Genomic DNA, 14,280 nt, shown 5'->3' with positions numbered 1-14,280 from the left:
AGCGACGGCGAGGGCTACCGGACGGCGGCCGTCCTGCGGGCCATGCCCGAGGAGCGGCGCGCTGACCTGGTGAACGCCCGAGGGCCCCGCACCCGGACCGGGTGCGGGGCCCTCGGGCGGAGCCGGGGAGGGGGGATCAGAAGCGACGCGTGATGAGCGCGCGCTTCACCTCCTGGATGGCCTTGGTGACCTCGATGCCACGCGGGCACGCGTCAGTGCAGTTGAACGTCGTGCGGCAGCGCCAGACGCCGTCCTTGTCGTTCAGGACCTCGAGCCGCTGCTCGCCCGCCTCGTCACGCGAGTCGAAGATGAAGCGGTGGGCGTTGACGATGGCGGCCGGACCGAAGTACTGGCCGTCGTTCCAGAACACCGGGCAGGACGACGTGCACGCCGCGCACAGGATGCACTTGGTGGTGTCGTCGAAGCGCGCGCGGTCCTCGGCGGACTGAAGGCGCTCGCGGGTCGGCTCGTTGCCCTTGGTGATCAGGAAGGGCATCACGTCCCGGTAGGCCTGGAAGAACGGGTCCATGTCCACGATCAGGTCCTTCAGGACCGTCAGGCCCTTGATGGGCTCGACCGTGATGGGCTTGTCCGGGTTGATGTCCTTGATCAGGGTCTTGCAGGCCAGGCGGTTGCGGCCGTTGATGCGCATGGCGTCGGAGCCGCAGATGCCGTGGGCGCAGGAGCGACGGAACGTCAGCGTGCCGTCCAGGTCCCACTTGATCTTGTGGAGGCCGTCGAGGACCCGCTCCTTGGGGTCGATCTCGAGCTGGAAGTCCTGCCACGTGGGCTCGGCCGAGACCTCCGGGTTGAACCGGCGGATCCGGAAGGTGACGGTGATGTAGGGCGAGGTCTGGGCCTCGGCCTCGACCTCGTCGAGGGTCGCGGTGCTCATCAGTACTTACGCTCCATGGGCTGGTAGCGGGTCTGCACGACCGGCTTGTAGTCGAGACGGATCGCTTCGGTGCCGTTGGCACCCACTTCGCGGTACGCCATCGTGTGCCGCATGAAGTTGACGTCGTCGCGGGTGGGGTAGTCCTCGCGGTAGTGACCGCCGCGGGACTCCTTGCGGGCCAGGGCGGAGACCGCCATGACCTCGGCCAGGTCGAGCAGGTTGCCGAGCTCGATGGCCTCCAGCAGGTCGGTGTTGAAGCGCCGGCCCTTGTCCTGGATCGAGACGTTCTTGTACCGCGCGCGCAGCTCGCCGATCTTCTCGACCGCGGTCTTGATGGTCTGCTCGGTGCGGAAGACCATGACGTTGGCGTCCATGGTCTCCTGCAGCTCCTTGCGGAGCGTGGCGACCCGCTCGTTGCCGGTGGAGGCGCGCAGCGTCTCGACCTGGTCGACGACCAGCTGGGCCGGGTCCTCGGGGAGCTTGACGTAGTCGGCGGTCGCCGAGTAGTCCGCGGCGGCGATGCCGGCACGGCGCCCGAAGACGTTGATGTCGAGCAGCGAGTTGGTGCCGAGGCGGTTGGCGCCGTGCACGGAGACGCAGGCGACCTCGCCTGCGGCGTACAGGCCCGGGACGACCGTGGTGTTGTCCGAGAGGACCTCGCCCTGGACGTTGGTCGGGATGCCGCCCATGGCGTAGTGCGCGGTCGGCTGGATCGGGATCGGGTCCGTGTAGGGCTCGATGCCGAGGTAGGTGCGCGCGAACTCCGTGATGTCCGGGAGCTTGGCGTCCAGCTGCTCCGGCGGGAGGTGGGTGAGGTCGAGGTAGACGTGGTCGCCCTCGGGACCGCAGCCGCGGCCCTCGCGGATCTCGGTGTAGATCGCGCGGGAGACGACGTCGCGGGAGGCGAGGTCCTTCATGACCGGCGCGTACTTCTCCATGAAGCGCTCGCCGTCCTTGTTGCGGAGGATGCCGCCCTCACCGCGGGCGCCCTCCGTCAGCAGGATGCCCATGCGCCAGATGCCTGTCGGGTGGAACTGGAAGAACTCCATGTCCTCCAGCGGCAGACCGCGGCGGTAGACGGCGGCCTGGCCGTCACCGGTGAGGGTGTGCGCGTTGGAGGTGACCTTGAAGAACTTGCCGGTGCCGCCGGAGGCGTACACGACGGACTTCGCCTGGAAGACGTGGATCTCGCCGGTGGCCAGCTCGTAGGCGACCACACCGGCGGACTTCGTGACGCCGTCCTCTTCGACGAGGAGCTGGTCGAGGACGTAGAACTCGTTGAAGAACTCCACGCCCTCCTTGACGCAGTTCTGGTACAGCGTCTGGAGGATCATGTGACCGGTACGGTCGGCCGCGTAGCACGCGCGGCGGACCGGGGCCTCGCCGTGGTTGCGGGAGTGGCCGCCGAAGCGGCGCTGGTCGATCCGGCCCTCCGGCGTGCGGTTGAAGGGCAGGCCCATCTTCTCGAGGTCGAGGACCGCGTCGATGGCCTCCTTCGCCAGGATCTCGGCGGCGTCCTGGTCGACCAGGTAGTCACCGCCCTTGATCGTGTCGAAGGTGTGCCACTCCCAGTTGTCCTCCTCGACGTTGGCGAGGGCCGCGGCCATGCCGCCCTGCGCCGCGCCGGTGTGGGAGCGCGTGGGGTAGAGCTTCGTCAGCACGGCGGTGCGGCTGCGCTTCGTCGCCTCGATGGCGGCGCGCATGCCGGCACCACCCGCGCCGACGATGACGGTGTCGTACTTATGGATCTGCATGGGGGGTCGCTTCCCTGTCCAGCCCTGGCTAGCGGATGTTCGGATCGAAGGTGAAGATCACCAGCGTGCCGAGGATGATGGTGAACGCCGTCGCCGTGTACAGCAGCATCTTCAGCCAGAACCGGGTGTTGTCCCGCTCGGCGTAGTCGTTGATCACGGTGCGCAGGCCGTTGCCCCCGTGCAGCATCGCCAGCCACAGCATGATCAGGTCCCAGGTCTGCCAGAACGGGGACGCCCAGCGGCCGGCCACGAAGGCGAAGCCGACCTTGGTGACGCCGCCGTCGAGGATGAGCTGGATCAGCAGGTGGCCGAGGACCAGGACCACGAGCACGATGCCGGACAGGCGCATGAACAGCCAGCCGTACAGCTCGAAGTTGGTCCGGGTGGCACGCGGCGTGCGCTTCGAACGGGCGCGCGGTGCCTCGATGAACGGAGCCGGGTTGTCAGGGCCGTAGGCGGCGCTGGAGGAGCTGAGCTCCACGTGGTCGGTTGCGGACATGAATGGACTCAGCTCCCGAACAGCACTCGAGCGGCGTGACCGAGGACGGGATAGATCGCCCCGATCATCAGGACGACCCAGATTCCGACGACCGACCACAGCATCTGCTTCTGGTACTTCGGGCCCTTGGACCAGAAGTCGACGGCGATGACGCGCAGGCCGTTCAGAGCGTGGAAGAGGACAGCGGCGACCAGCCCGTATTCAAGAAGGCTGACGATGGGCTGTTTGTAGGTGTCGACGACTCTGTCGTAGTCCTCGGGGGAGACCCGCACCAGCGCGGTGTCGAGGACATGGACGAACAGGAAGAAGAAGATGAGGACACCGGTGACGCGATGAGCCACCCATGACCACATGCCTTCCCGGCCGCGGTACAACGTTCCAGCCGGCACGGAAAAAACCCTCCGGGAGCGATGAGGGGCCAGCCGGCTTCGTTTGGTCGGTCGGGCCCGGCCGGGTACGGTCCTCCGGCCCTGGCCATCGTAGCGACGGCCTGTCGGCTACGTCCTGCCGGGTCCGTCAGGTGTGATCGATCCCGCACGGGTGGGTGTATCCGCCGGGAACACCCTGCTCCACCGGATCGTCCCCGCGCGCGAGCCGGGCGAGCCGCGAGCGGGTCACCCGGCGCAGCTCCTCGGCGGCGACCACGCGTTCCTCGTCGGGGTCGTGGTTCAGGCGGCGGCGCAGCGAGGCGAGCAGCAGTCCGAGGGCCTCGTCGGGGTCGACCTCGTCCAGGCTGACGACGAAGACATGGCCGAACCGGGCCTCGTACGCGGCCTGGGCGGCCCGCAGCGCGGTGTGCGCGGCGAGGCTGCCGCGGGTGGGCGCGATGTCCGGCGGGGCGCCCGAGGCCTCGCCCGCGAGGGCTTCGGCCAGGTCGGTGGGGGACAGGTCGTAGGCGGCCTCGTCGGCGGCGGCGAGCAGCGCGTCCAGGTCCGGGTAGGGGCGGTGGTCGGCGACCCGGCGGGCCCAGCGCAGGCTGCCGCAGCAGCCCAGCAGAGCTGCCTCGGCGACCGCGGGCGCGGCGTCGTTGAAACCGTCCAGTCCGCCGCGCGGGCGGCCGGGCTGCGGTGCCCGGCGGGCCGCCCGGTCGGTGCCGCCGCGGGACTGCGGCGGGAGCAGCGGCGGTGTCGTCGGCGGGACGGACGGAGTGTCGCTGGTCAGCGGTGCTCTCCTGGAACTGCGGGGGGACTGCGGGGTGGGGGGACTGCGCGGTACTGCGGGGAACTACAAACCATCGGGAACTGACGGTGACGCGTGGGGCGTCCGTGGGAGTGGACGGCGCGTGAGCGCCACCGTATCGGCGTATGTTCGGCACTGTACGACGGATGCGCGAATTTCACCCGTACGGGAACGAAAGTGCACGTCCCCCGATGCCTCGCACGGCGGGACGGGCCATCCGGGCATAACGTCAGATCATGTGGCGCATCCGGGCGAAGCTCGCGGCGGCATGCACCGTCGCGGCCGCCCTTGTCGCCACTTCGCCGGCCGGTCCCGCGCTCGCCGCGGACTCCGGTCCGGCGGTGTTCGCCGCGGCTGACAGCGGAGCGGACGCACCGTACCCTCCGGCGCGGCCCGCATCACCGGCCCCGGCTGCCGCCTCTTCCTTCCCTTCGATCCCGGCCGTCCGCTCCTTCTCGCCCGCCGCCACGGCGGGCTTCGTGCCGCGCGCCGGTTCACGCGTGGTCGCGACGTCGGGCGGGCGGCTCGCGGCCGAGGCGCGGCTGCTCGCGGGGGAGTTGCGGCTGCCCTACGCGAGCGGCACGTCCGGGCCCGGTGACATCGCACTGTCACTTTCACCCGGACGGAGTAGCGGTGATCCCGAGTCGTACGAGATGACAAGCGCTCCCGGTGGTGTGATCGTGCGCGCCGGCACCGCCGCCGGGGCCTTCTACGGCACCCGCACGATTCTTCAGGCGCTCCGTTCCACCGGACGGGTGCCGGCCGGGACGGTCGAGGACCGTCCCGACCGGCCGCAGCGCGGGCTGATGGTCGACATCGGGCGCAAGTACTTCAGCCGCGGCTGGCTGGAGGACCGGGTCCGCGAACTCGGCGACCTGAAGTACAACCAGCTCCATCTCCACCTCAGTGACGACCAGGGCCTGCGGGTCGAGAGCGGCACCCACCCCGAGGTCGTCGCGGCGCGGCATCTGACCAAGGCCGACATCGGTGCGGTCGTCGCCCTCGCCGCCCGGCGGCATGTGACCGTCGTGCCGGAGATCGACAGCCCGGGGCACATGGGCGCGGTGCTCGCCGCCCACCCCGGCCTTCGACTGCGCGACCGCCGCGGCGTTCCGGTGCGCGGCGCCCTCGACATCTCCCGGTGCGGGGCGGCCCGTGTGGTCGACGACCTGGTGCGGGAGTTCGCCCCGCTGTTTCCCGGGCGGTCCTGGCATCTGGGCGGCGACGAGTACGGCGCGCTGACCGTGCGCGACCCGGAGCGCTCCTTCCCGGGGCTCGCCGCGTACGCCCGGCGGCGCCACGGTCCCGGCGCGACCGTGGCCGACGCCGTCACCGGGTGGCTCAACGACCGGGCCGCCACGCTGCGGAGCCTCGGCAGGCGCGCCGAGGCGTGGAACGACGGGTTCCTCGACGGCGGCGGCCCGCGCACCGGCCGTGTCGCGCCGGACGCCGACCGCGTTGTCGCCTACTGGTCCAGCAACAAGCTGCGCGGCCCGCTGCCCGAGCACTACCTGAGCCGGGGCCGGCAGCTGGTCAACCTCAACTCCCGGTACCTGTACTACGTGCTCGGCGGCCCGGCGAACTTCCCGTACCCCACCGGGCAGCGCATCTACGAGCGGTGGACCCCGGCCGTGGTCTACCGCGACCGCAAGGTGCCGGCGGCGCTGTCCGGCCCCGACCGCATCGTCGGCGCGCGGCTGGCCGTCTGGTGCGACCGTGCCGGTGCCGAGAACCAGGCGCAGGTCGCCGCCGGGATCCGCATGCCGTTGCGGGCCCTGGCGCAGAAACTCTGGGACCCGGGCCGGCCGGAACTGAGCTGGCGGGAATTCGCGGCTCTGGCGTCACGGGTGAGCTGACCCAAGAGGCCCGCGTCCCAGGTGAAGCGGCCGAAGTCCGCCTCCCCCCACAGGAGCGTCTCCGGCCGCTTCTGTCTTGTTCAGCGTCCCGCGGGCCGAAAGTGTCACACCCCCCTGGCAACGCCGACGGTCGGGTGGGATCCCGACGGGGGCACGGCTGCTTTCGTGAGCTTTTGTGACTGGTGAGTAGCCGCCCCCCAGGGCCTGTCGGAACGCGCTTGATGGGGCAGTATGGTGCGCGATTCCAAGGGGGAGGCCCGAACGTGGATTTGGCGACCGCGGTACACGCGGCGCAAGAAGGGGACGAGGACGGCTTCCGGTTCGTGTACCGAGCGGTGCAACCGCAACTGCTGCAGTACGTACGCTCGCTGGTCGGCGTGGGGGACGCCGAGGACGTGGCATCGGAGGCTTGGCTGCAGATCGCCCGGGACCTGTCGTCGTTCCACGGCGACGGGGACGCGTTGCGCGGCTGGGCGGCGCGCATCGCCCGCAACCGCGCGCTGGACCACTTGCGGGCCGTGGGCCGCCGCCCGCTGACCGCCGCCGGGGTCGAGGAGCTGCTCGACCGGCCCGGTGGTTCCGACACCGCCGAGGAGGCGGTCGCCGCGGTGGGCACCGGCGCCGCGCTCGCCGCGATCGCGGCCCTTCCCCGGGACCAGGCGGAGGCGGTCCTGCTGCGCGTCGTGATGGGGCTGGACTCCCGCGCCGCCGCCGCGGTGGTGGGCAAACGGCCGGGGGCGATGCGCATGGCCACCAGCCGTGGTCTGCGACGCCTCGCTGGACTGCTGGAATCCGACGACGGGTCGTCAAGTGTGACGTTTTCGGCGTCTCGAACGCTTGAGGACATGAGATGAGCGATAACAAAGGACAGGACTGGCTCGACGACACCACCGCCGAAAGGCTGTTGCGCCGGCCGGCGGGGGACGGCACCGCCGGCCCGGCATGGACGGACCCGCGTGCCGCGGCCCTCGCCCGGATGCTGGCCGCGGCCGCCGCACCCGCGACGGTCGACCCGGCGCGCGAGGAGGCGGCGCTCGCCGCCTTCCGGGACGCGCGGGACCAGGGGCCCGAGCTGTCGCCCGTCGCCGGCGGGCGCGGACGCGGCGACGACGCCGGCGGCCGCGACGCGGCCGACTGGCGTGCGGGTGGGCCCAAGAGCCGTACCGCCAGGGTCTTCAGCGGCACCCTGCTGGCCACCGCGGCCGTCGCCGGGGTCGCCCTCGTCGCCGCGGCGGGTGCGTTGCCGGTACTGCTGAGCGGCGGGGACGAGGCACCCGCGCCGGTGCACACCCAGGGCGCGGCGCCGCAGGTGACGGGCGGCACCCGTCCTCCCACCCCGGCGGTCTCCCCGGGCTCGCCCGTGCCCTCGCGGTCAGGACGCGGCCTCCCGGTGGGCACCGTGCCGGGCGCGGGCGTCGCCCCGGGTACGCCCGGGGCCACGCGGGTCTCCGTGCCGCCCATCGAGGCGACCGGTCCCACGGCGCTGTGCCGCGCCTACGCGGCCGCCGGCTGGCGTCGCGGAAAGACGGACGAGCAGATCTGGAAGCAGCTTCGCAAGGCGGCGGACGGCGGCCAGCCCGCGGTGCGGCGCTACTGCGCCGTCGTGCTCGGGCCGCACGGTCGCCGGGGCGGCGAGGCGGGCGGGGACGACCCGAAGGGCGACGGCCACGGCCGGCTGCACCATGTGGGAAAGGGGAACGGGAAGAACCGTCCCGGCGGGCACCGCTCCGGTGAGCGGCGGCCGGCCCGCGCCGGCGGCCAGTGACGGCTTCCGGGCGCCCCGGGGCCCCGCCCCCCGTGCCCGCAGATCCGCGGGGCGAGTGACACTTTCGGCCCTCGGGGCGCTTTAACCAGTAGACCGACTGGTCATCGGTCGAGGGGCAGCCCGGTCTCCCCGTATCGGGCCCCCAACGAGGGACGTGGGCGGGGCGCTTTCCCCCCGCCCTGCCCGCGTCCCCGCCCGCCGGCGGCCAGAGGCATAGATTGGCCGTCGTGACCACGACGTTCCCGCCCCTCGCCACGGCCGCGGACCGGACGTCCCCGCACCGGGGCGTCGGCACCTTCGCCGGAAGGCGGTGAGCCGGCCGTGGTCTTCCACGTCGAGCGCGAGTCGCCGCTGCCACCCGCCGAGGCCTGGCGCCGGGTCACCGACTGGGAACGGCACGCCGCCCACGTCCCCCTGACCACGGTCGTCCGCCACGGCGGCAAGGGTTTCACCGCGCGGACCGGCGTCGGCCCGCTGTCCTTCGCCGACCCGATGGAGATCGTGCGCTGGGAGCCGCCGGACGCCGACGGCGGGCCCGGCCGGTGCCGGCTGGAGAAGCGGGGCGCGGTCGTGCTGGGCTGGGCCGAGATCGAGGTGTGGCCGCGCGGCCCCGGCCCGGGGTCGCGGATCGTGTGGCGCGAGGAACTGCGGGTGCGCGGGCTCCCCAAGGCGTTCGGCCGGCCCACGGCGTGGGCCGGCCGGCGGGTGTTCGGACGCGCGCTGGACGCGCTGCTGGCCGGGGACCAGCCGTAGGGCGGCCGCCGTCGGCGGTCACCAGTGGACGACGACCTTGTCGCCGATCCGGACCTGGGCGAAGAGCGCCGCGATCTTGTTGACGTCCCGTACGTTGACGCAGCCGTGGGACGCGCCCGCGTAGCCGCGCGCCGCGAAGTCCGGGGAGTAGTGCACCGCTTGGCCGCCGCTGAAGAACATCGCGTACGGCATGGCCGTGTGGTAGATCGTGGACACGTGGTGGCGGCTCTTGGCGAAGACGCTGAAGGTGCCCTCGCGGGTGGGCGTGTACTGGGAGCCGAAGCGGACGTCCATCGCCGAGACGACCTTGCCGTCGATCACCCAGGCCAGGGTGCGGCTGGTCTTGCTGACGCACAGGACACGGCCGTTCAGGCAGCGCGGGTCCAGCTCGGCCACGGGGTTGGCGGTCGGCGGGTACATCGCGGCGCGGGTGGGCTGTCGGGTGAGGGAACGAAGCTTCGTCCAGGTGGACTTGGTGACGCTGCCGGAGGCGGCCAGGCCGTGCGTGCCCTGGAACGTGCGGACCGCGGCCTTGGTGACGCTGCCGTAGTAGCCGGTGGGGGCCCGGTCGAAGAGCCGGAGCTGCCGCAGGCGGGCCTGGAGTTCGCGCACGCCCGCGCTGTTGCTGCCGGGGGCCATGACCACGACCGGGCGCGCGGTGTGCGGGGCTTTGGGCGTGCGCGACGGGCTCGGCTTCGCGGTGGTCGGGGTCGCGGTCGGGGCCGACGGGGTGCCGGTGCCCGTGCTCGGCGTGGCCGGGCGCGGGCTGTCCTCGCCGGCCGAGGATGCGGGCGAGCCCTGGGCTGTCACGGGCTCGGTGGTGTGGGCCGTGCAGCCGGCCAGCAGCGCCCCGGTGAGAAGTGCCGCGGCCGCCGCGGCCGCACGTGATCTGGTGATCGATATGAGTCCCATGTCATCCCCCTGTGAGAACCGGTATCCCCTTGGACTGATTTCCCCGGCATGTAGTTGCGCCGACATCGAGGAAAATCCCCGCACACTGGGACCAGGGGGCGAATCCCTGGAGGATGACGCATGGCACGCGAGTCCGAATCCGGTCTGCCGATCGAGCCGGTCTACGGCCCCGGCGCACTCGACGGCTGGAATCCGGCGGAAAAGCTCGGCGAGCCCGGCGGGTACCCCTACACGCGCGGCGTCCACCCGGCGATGTACACCACCCGCCCCTGGACGATGCGCCAGTACGCCGGCTTCGGCACCGCCGCGGAGTCCAACGCCCGCTACCGGCAGCTGATCGCCCACGGCACGACCGGTCTGTCCGTGGCCTTCGACCTGCCCACGCAGATGGGCCACGACAGCGACGCCCCGCTCGCGCACGGCGAGGTCGGCAAGGTCGGGGTGGCGATCGATTCGGTCGAGGACATGGAGGTGCTCCTCAACGGCATCCCGCTCGGCGAGGTCTCCACGTCCATGACCATCAACGCCCCCGCCGCCCTGCTGCTGCTGATGTACCAGCTGGTCGGTGAGGAGCAGGGGGTCCCCGCCGGCCGGCTCACCGGCACGATCCAGAACGACGTGCTCAAGGAGTACATCGCCCGCGGGACCTGGATCTTCCCGCCGGGGCCCTCCCTGCGGCTGGTGGCGGACCTCTTCCGCTACTGCCGTACCGAGATCCCGCGCTGGAACACGATCTCCATCTCCGGCTACCACATGGCCGAGGCCGGTGCCTCGCCCGCGCAGGAGATCGCCTTCACCCTGGCGGACGGCATCGCGTACGTCCGCACCGCCGTCACCGCGGGTATGGACGTGGACGACTTCGCGCCCCGGCTGTCGTTCTTCTTCGTGGCGCGGACGACGATCCTGGAGGAGGTCGCCAAGTTCCGTGCCGCGCGCCGGATCTGGGCCCGCGTCATGCGCGAGGAGTTCGGCGCGCGGAACCCCAGGTCCTGGATGCTGCGCTTCCACACGCAGACGGCGGGTGTGCAGCTCACCGCGCAGCAGCCGGAGGTGAACCTGGTGCGGGTCGCCGTCCAGGGCCTGGCGGCGGTACTGGGCGGCACGCAGTCGCTGCACACCAACGCCTTCGACGAGGCCATCGCGCTGCCCACGGAGAAGTCGGCCCGGCTCGCGCTGCGCACCCAGCAGGTGCTGGCGTACGAGACCGACGTGACGGCGACGGTGGACCCGTTCGCCGGCTCCTACGTGGTCGAGACGATGACCGACGAGGTCGAGGCGGCGGCGGTGGACCTGATGCGCAGGGTCGAGGACATGGGCGGCGCGGTCACTGCCATCGAGCGCGGTTTCCAGAAGTCGGAGATCGAGCGGAACGCCTACCGGATCGCGCGGGAGACGGACTCCGGTGAACGGGTCGTCGTCGGGGTGAACCGCTTCCGGCTCGACGAGGAGGAGCCGTACCGGCCGCTGCGCGTCGACCCCGCGATCGAGACCGCCCAGGTGGAGCGGCTCGCCGCGCTGCGGGCCCGGCGCGACCGGCGGGCGGTCGTGGCGGCACTGGGTGCGCTGCGCAGGGCCGCGGAGAGCGAGGCGGCCGGGCCGGGCGTGCTGTACCCGATGAAGGACGCGCTGCGCGCACGGGCCACGGTCGGCGAGGTCTGCGACGCGCTGCGCGAGGTCTGGGGCACCTATGTCCCCACCGACGTCCTCTGACGCCGGGTCAGCCACCGAAGCGGGCCGGATACGCGCCCACCCGCCGCGGGTCGTCCGTCGCCAGTCCCCCGTAGCCGTCCGGACGGACCACGAACAGGCCGTCGCCGTAGGCCTCGTGGGCGGCGCCGCCGGACTCCTCGCGGCGCACGCGGGCGAACCCCGGCAGGGCGGCGGGCGGCTCGGCGCCGATCGCCAGCACCGTGAAGTGCGGGCCGCGGAAGACGTCGAACAGCCGGCCGTCGTCGGCGAGCGGTGCGTCCGGGGCGCGGTCACCGGCCCGCAGCGCAGCGTCGGCCAGGCCGTCGCGGGTCTCGGCGGTGAGCGGGCCTCCGCGGTAGCCGACGCCCAGCCGGTGCACCTCGGTGCTGCGCCGGCAGGGGTTCACCGTCGAGAACGCCCTCAACGCTTCGTGATCGAGGAACAGGCGGTGCGGCCGGTCCCCGGCGAGCGCAGGGAGCGGCTCGGTGCCGGGCACCCGCCGCTGGGAGCGGTCAGCGAGGAGGCGTTCGGCAACTGCGAGGCCCGTTTCGAGACCCTGCGGATCGTCGTCGCCGGCATCGCGGAGACCCTCGCACCGGACGGGGCGCGCCGGCGCGTTCCGTCCGCGGGGTCAGCGACGTGCCACGTGACGCAGCCGGCGCGCCGCCCGGCGCACGGCCGGGTTGTTCGGCAGGAAGGCGAGCTGGGCAGGCACTCCACCCGGAAGGGCGAGCCTGCTGAGCCGGCGCCGTGTGAAGTAGCGCATGCTGCCGGAGTTCAGGTGGTTCGACAGGTACGTGGCGGTCTCGTCGCGCAGCGACGGGTAGATCTGTGGCTGCATGCAGAAGGCGACGGCGCGCAGCAGCGGCGCGACCTCGGACGCGACGCGCTCGGCGGCCGGCGGGGTCCAGCCGGCCACCGCGGCGCTGTCGGCCAAGTCGGGCAGCAGACGGTCGGCGATGATGACGGGGACGCGGTTGCCGTCGGCGTACACCGCAAGGCGCTCCAGCACCGTCTCGGTGCCGATCCGCGCGACCGGCAGCCCGTAGAGCGCGGACGCGGTGAACAGCGCCGGGGAGAAGCCGCCGGCGACCAGTTCGGGGCGGACGCTCTGGAAGAGCACCTCGGCCGGCTGCGCGGGATCGGCCACATGCAGCTGGACGCCCAGCTCCGCCGCCTCCCGCTCCAGCCGGCCCGCCCGGTGCGCGGGAGCCGTCGGATGCGGCTTGAAGACGATGGTGCGGTGCCCGGCGGCGACGGCACTGCGCAGCATGCGCAGGTGGAGTTCCTCTTCCTGGCGGTCGCTGAGGATCTCCAGCGACGACAGGTGCTGGCCGAGCAGGAGGGCGCCGCCCCTCGGCGGTGTGTCGCCGTCCGCGGTGCGCTCCGCGGCCGTGGCGACCTCCGCGAGGACCTTGGTGAACGCCTCGGCCGGGACGACCTCCTCCGGTACGCCGTACTCCGACAGCATCAGCGGGCGCAGTCCCGGCACGAGTCCCAGGTGCAGCAGCCGGCCGACACGCGTGGTGACCAGTGGCTCCAGCTTGGTGGGGGACGGTCCGTACACCGTGAGCCCGTCCGCGTACGCCACAATCGGCGCGCCGGTGAAGACGTTCACCAGAGCGAGTGCCGGGTCGACGTGCGGCGACTCGACGACCAGCTCCAGATCGTCGTCGCCGAGGTTCCACAGCCGCCGCAGATGGCGCTCCCACATGGGCACGTCGTCCGGACGCGGCGACCAGCCGCGCGGGTGGAGCGGGGAGATCGCCTCGTTCCAGGACAGCACGCGGTCGAAGCGGCCGCGCAGCGCCTCGAAGCCCGCCATCGCGTCCGCGGCGGGCGAGGTCTCGGGCACCGGGGCGTTGTTGCTGATCACCAGCAGTCGCCGGTCGGCCGGGGTGAACAGCCCCGCGTCCAGCGCGGCGGCCAGCGCGGCCACGCCGGTGAGGCCGGCCGCCAGGAAGACCTGGGTACGCCCCATTACGCGGCCACCGTCCCGCCGGCGCCGATCCGCCGGCGCAGCCTGCGCAGGCGGAGGCTGCGTTCCATGTCCATCGAGTCCAGGGCCTCGGCGAGGATGTCCTGGGGCATCTGCTTGAGGGCGGCCGCGCTCATGGCCTTGAGTTTACGGGCCACCTGCGGCTCGTAGCGGCCCATGGCCCCGAGGTGGTGCGAGATCACCGCGCAGTAGGTGCGCACGGCCTTGGGCATGAAGCGGTCCGCGTCCGGGTCCGTCGCCGTCTCGGCGAGTACCTGGTCGAAGGACCGGATGAAGTCCAGCTGCCGGACGTCGCCGATCTGCGTCAGCGAGGTGGCCACGCCGCGCCGGTAGAAGACGCCCAGCAGGCCGACGACCGCGAAGCTCTTCGCCTCGCGGTGCAGCCGCCAGATCCACGGCCGGTCCTCGGCGGTGCGCAGCCCGTCGGGGAAGTGCAGCAGCCCGGCGTCGACCAGCCGGCGGTGGTAGATCCCGGCCCAGGCGTACGGGTAGTCCACCGAGGTCGTGCGGTCGGCCGGCAGGATCGCCCCGCGGGGGTCCAGGGAGACCCCGCGGCGGCCGTGCGGCACACGGGCCACGGTGCGCTTGCGGCCGTGGCAGACGACGTGGTCGGTGCGGACGAAGTCGGTGCCCAGCGTCTCGATGGCGTCCAGCAGCTGGGGCAGGTACCCCTCGGCCAGCCAGTCGTCGCCGTCCAGGAAGGTCACGTACTCGCCCTTGGCGGCGTCGATGCCCGTGTTGCGGGCGGTGGCGAGGCCGCCGTTCTGCTCGTGCGTGACCAGTCTCGCCCCGGGTAGGTCCGGCAGGGCACGCTCGAGGATCTTCGGCGTCTCATCCGTGGCACAGTCGTTCACCAGGATGAACTCGAAATCCGGCCGCGCGTTCGCACGGAGACTTCTCAACATGTCAGGAGCAAACGCCTGCACGTTGTAGAACGGGACGATGACGGAAAGCTTAACCACGGGGCGCACCCTATGAC

At 72.3% G+C, this 14,280-nt stretch carries 14 protein-coding genes; 5 read left to right on the top strand and 9 right to left on the bottom strand.

Features of this window, described 5'->3' with window-relative positions; genetic code table 11:
* Positions 1-136: 136 nt before the first annotated feature.
* The 5 genes from RV983_RS14925 to RV983_RS14905 form a co-directional block, all read right to left on the bottom strand.
* Positions 137-895, bottom strand: coding sequence for a succinate dehydrogenase iron-sulfur subunit (locus tag RV983_RS14925; RefSeq protein ID WP_475986284.1), 759 nt, complete (start codon positions 893-895; stop codon positions 137-139).
* On the bottom strand, positions 895-2,649 hold the full coding sequence (sdhA, locus tag RV983_RS14920) for a succinate dehydrogenase flavoprotein subunit (protein WP_475986283.1): 1,755 nt from the start codon (positions 2,647-2,649) through the stop codon (positions 895-897). Before sdhA ends, RV983_RS14925 begins: the two co-directional genes overlap by 1 nt.
* 28 nt (positions 2,650-2,677) lie before the next feature.
* Positions 2,678-3,148 carry a succinate dehydrogenase hydrophobic membrane anchor subunit gene (locus RV983_RS14915; protein WP_475986282.1) on the bottom strand — a complete coding sequence of 157 codons (471 nt, stop codon included), beginning with the start codon at positions 3,146-3,148 and terminating at the stop codon, positions 2,678-2,680.
* 8 nt (positions 3,149-3,156) lie between these two features.
* Complete coding sequence (gene sdhC, locus RV983_RS14910) at positions 3,157-3,537, bottom strand: succinate dehydrogenase, cytochrome b556 subunit (protein ID WP_475986281.1); 381 nt, start codon at positions 3,535-3,537, stop codon at positions 3,157-3,159.
* 127 nt (positions 3,538-3,664) lie between these two features.
* Entirely contained in the window at positions 3,665-4,141 is a 477-nt protein-coding gene (locus RV983_RS14905; RefSeq protein ID WP_475990331.1) for a 2-oxo-4-hydroxy-4-carboxy-5-ureidoimidazoline decarboxylase, read from the bottom strand.
* A 422-nt stretch (positions 4,142-4,563) separates the two neighbouring features.
* On the opposite strand from RV983_RS14905, the gene RV983_RS14900 reads away from it, so the two are divergent.
* From RV983_RS14900 to RV983_RS14885, 4 genes are all read left to right on the top strand, one after another.
* Positions 4,564-6,183 carry a beta-N-acetylhexosaminidase gene (locus RV983_RS14900; RefSeq protein WP_475986280.1) on the top strand — a complete coding sequence of 540 codons (1,620 nt, stop codon included), beginning with the start codon at positions 4,564-4,566 and terminating at the stop codon, positions 6,181-6,183.
* A gap of 221 nt (positions 6,184-6,404) precedes the next feature.
* Positions 6,405-7,037: an RNA polymerase sigma factor gene (locus tag RV983_RS14895; RefSeq protein WP_475986279.1), complete on the top strand. Its 633-nt coding sequence runs from the start codon at positions 6,405-6,407 to the stop codon at positions 7,035-7,037.
* Complete coding sequence (locus tag RV983_RS14890) at positions 7,034-7,948, top strand: hypothetical protein (protein ID WP_475986278.1); 915 nt, start codon at positions 7,034-7,036, stop codon at positions 7,946-7,948. The genes RV983_RS14895 and RV983_RS14890 overlap by 4 nt, the downstream gene beginning before the upstream one ends.
* Before the next feature lie 321 nt (positions 7,949-8,269).
* Positions 8,270-8,701 carry an SRPBCC family protein gene (locus tag RV983_RS14885; RefSeq protein ID WP_475986277.1) on the top strand — a complete coding sequence of 144 codons (432 nt, stop codon included), beginning with the start codon at positions 8,270-8,272 and terminating at the stop codon, positions 8,699-8,701.
* 18 nt (positions 8,702-8,719) lie between these two features.
* Here RV983_RS14885 and RV983_RS14880 read toward each other — a convergent pair whose 3' ends face one another.
* Positions 8,720-9,613 (bottom strand): L,D-transpeptidase family protein, encoded by an 894-nt coding sequence (locus RV983_RS14880; protein WP_475986276.1) that lies wholly within the window; start codon positions 9,611-9,613, stop codon positions 8,720-8,722.
* 120 nt (positions 9,614-9,733) lie between these two features.
* Here RV983_RS14880 and RV983_RS14875 point away from each other — a divergent pair, with 120 nt between their 5' ends.
* Positions 9,734-11,323: an acyl-CoA mutase large subunit family protein gene (locus tag RV983_RS14875; protein WP_475986275.1), complete on the top strand. Its 1,590-nt coding sequence runs from the start codon at positions 9,734-9,736 to the stop codon at positions 11,321-11,323.
* Positions 11,324-11,330: 7 nt separating this feature from the next.
* Here the strand turns inward: RV983_RS14875 and RV983_RS14870 are convergent, their stop codons facing one another.
* The 3 genes from RV983_RS14870 to RV983_RS14860 form a co-directional block, all read right to left on the bottom strand.
* Positions 11,331-11,798, bottom strand: coding sequence for a hypothetical protein (locus tag RV983_RS14870; RefSeq protein WP_475986274.1), 468 nt, complete (start codon positions 11,796-11,798; stop codon positions 11,331-11,333).
* A 135-nt stretch (positions 11,799-11,933) separates the two neighbouring features.
* Positions 11,934-13,283: a polysialyltransferase family glycosyltransferase gene (locus RV983_RS14865; RefSeq protein ID WP_475986273.1), complete on the bottom strand. Its 1,350-nt coding sequence runs from the start codon at positions 13,281-13,283 to the stop codon at positions 11,934-11,936.
* Positions 13,283-14,263 carry a glycosyltransferase family 2 protein gene (locus RV983_RS14860; RefSeq protein ID WP_475986272.1) on the bottom strand — a complete coding sequence of 327 codons (981 nt, stop codon included), beginning with the start codon at positions 14,261-14,263 and terminating at the stop codon, positions 13,283-13,285. The genes RV983_RS14865 and RV983_RS14860 overlap by 1 nt, the downstream gene beginning before the upstream one ends.
* Positions 14,264-14,280 lie beyond the last annotated feature (17 nt).

The organism is Streptomyces sp. RLA123, assembly GCF_056270165.1.
The sequence above is the reverse complement of the archived record's forward strand: the minus strand, read 5'-3'. Positions and strand labels throughout refer to the sequence as shown.

Coding starts and splice junctions, on each gene's coding strand:
- RV983_RS14925 (WP_475986284.1), bottom strand. CDS start 895: ATGAGCACCGCGACCCTCGACGAGGTCGAGGCCGAGGCCCAGACCTCG.
- sdhA (WP_475986283.1), bottom strand. CDS start 2,649: ATGCAGATCCATAAGTACGACACCGTCATCGTCGGCGCGGGTGGTGCC.
- RV983_RS14915 (WP_475986282.1), bottom strand. CDS start 3,148: ATGTCCGCAACCGACCACGTGGAGCTCAGCTCCTCCAGCGCCGCCTAC.
- RV983_RS14900 (WP_475986280.1), top strand. CDS start 4,564: ATGTGGCGCATCCGGGCGAAGCTCGCGGCGGCATGCACCGTCGCGGCC.
- RV983_RS14895 (WP_475986279.1), top strand. CDS start 6,405: ATGGGGCAGTATGGTGCGCGATTCCAAGGGGGAGGCCCGAACGTGGAT.
- RV983_RS14890 (WP_475986278.1), top strand. CDS start 7,034: ATGAGCGATAACAAAGGACAGGACTGGCTCGACGACACCACCGCCGAA.
- RV983_RS14880 (WP_475986276.1), bottom strand. CDS start 9,613: ATGGGACTCATATCGATCACCAGATCACGTGCGGCCGCGGCGGCCGCG.
- RV983_RS14875 (WP_475986275.1), top strand. CDS start 9,734: ATGGCACGCGAGTCCGAATCCGGTCTGCCGATCGAGCCGGTCTACGGC.
- RV983_RS14865 (WP_475986273.1), bottom strand. CDS start 13,283: ATGGGGCGTACCCAGGTCTTCCTGGCGGCCGGCCTCACCGGCGTGGCC.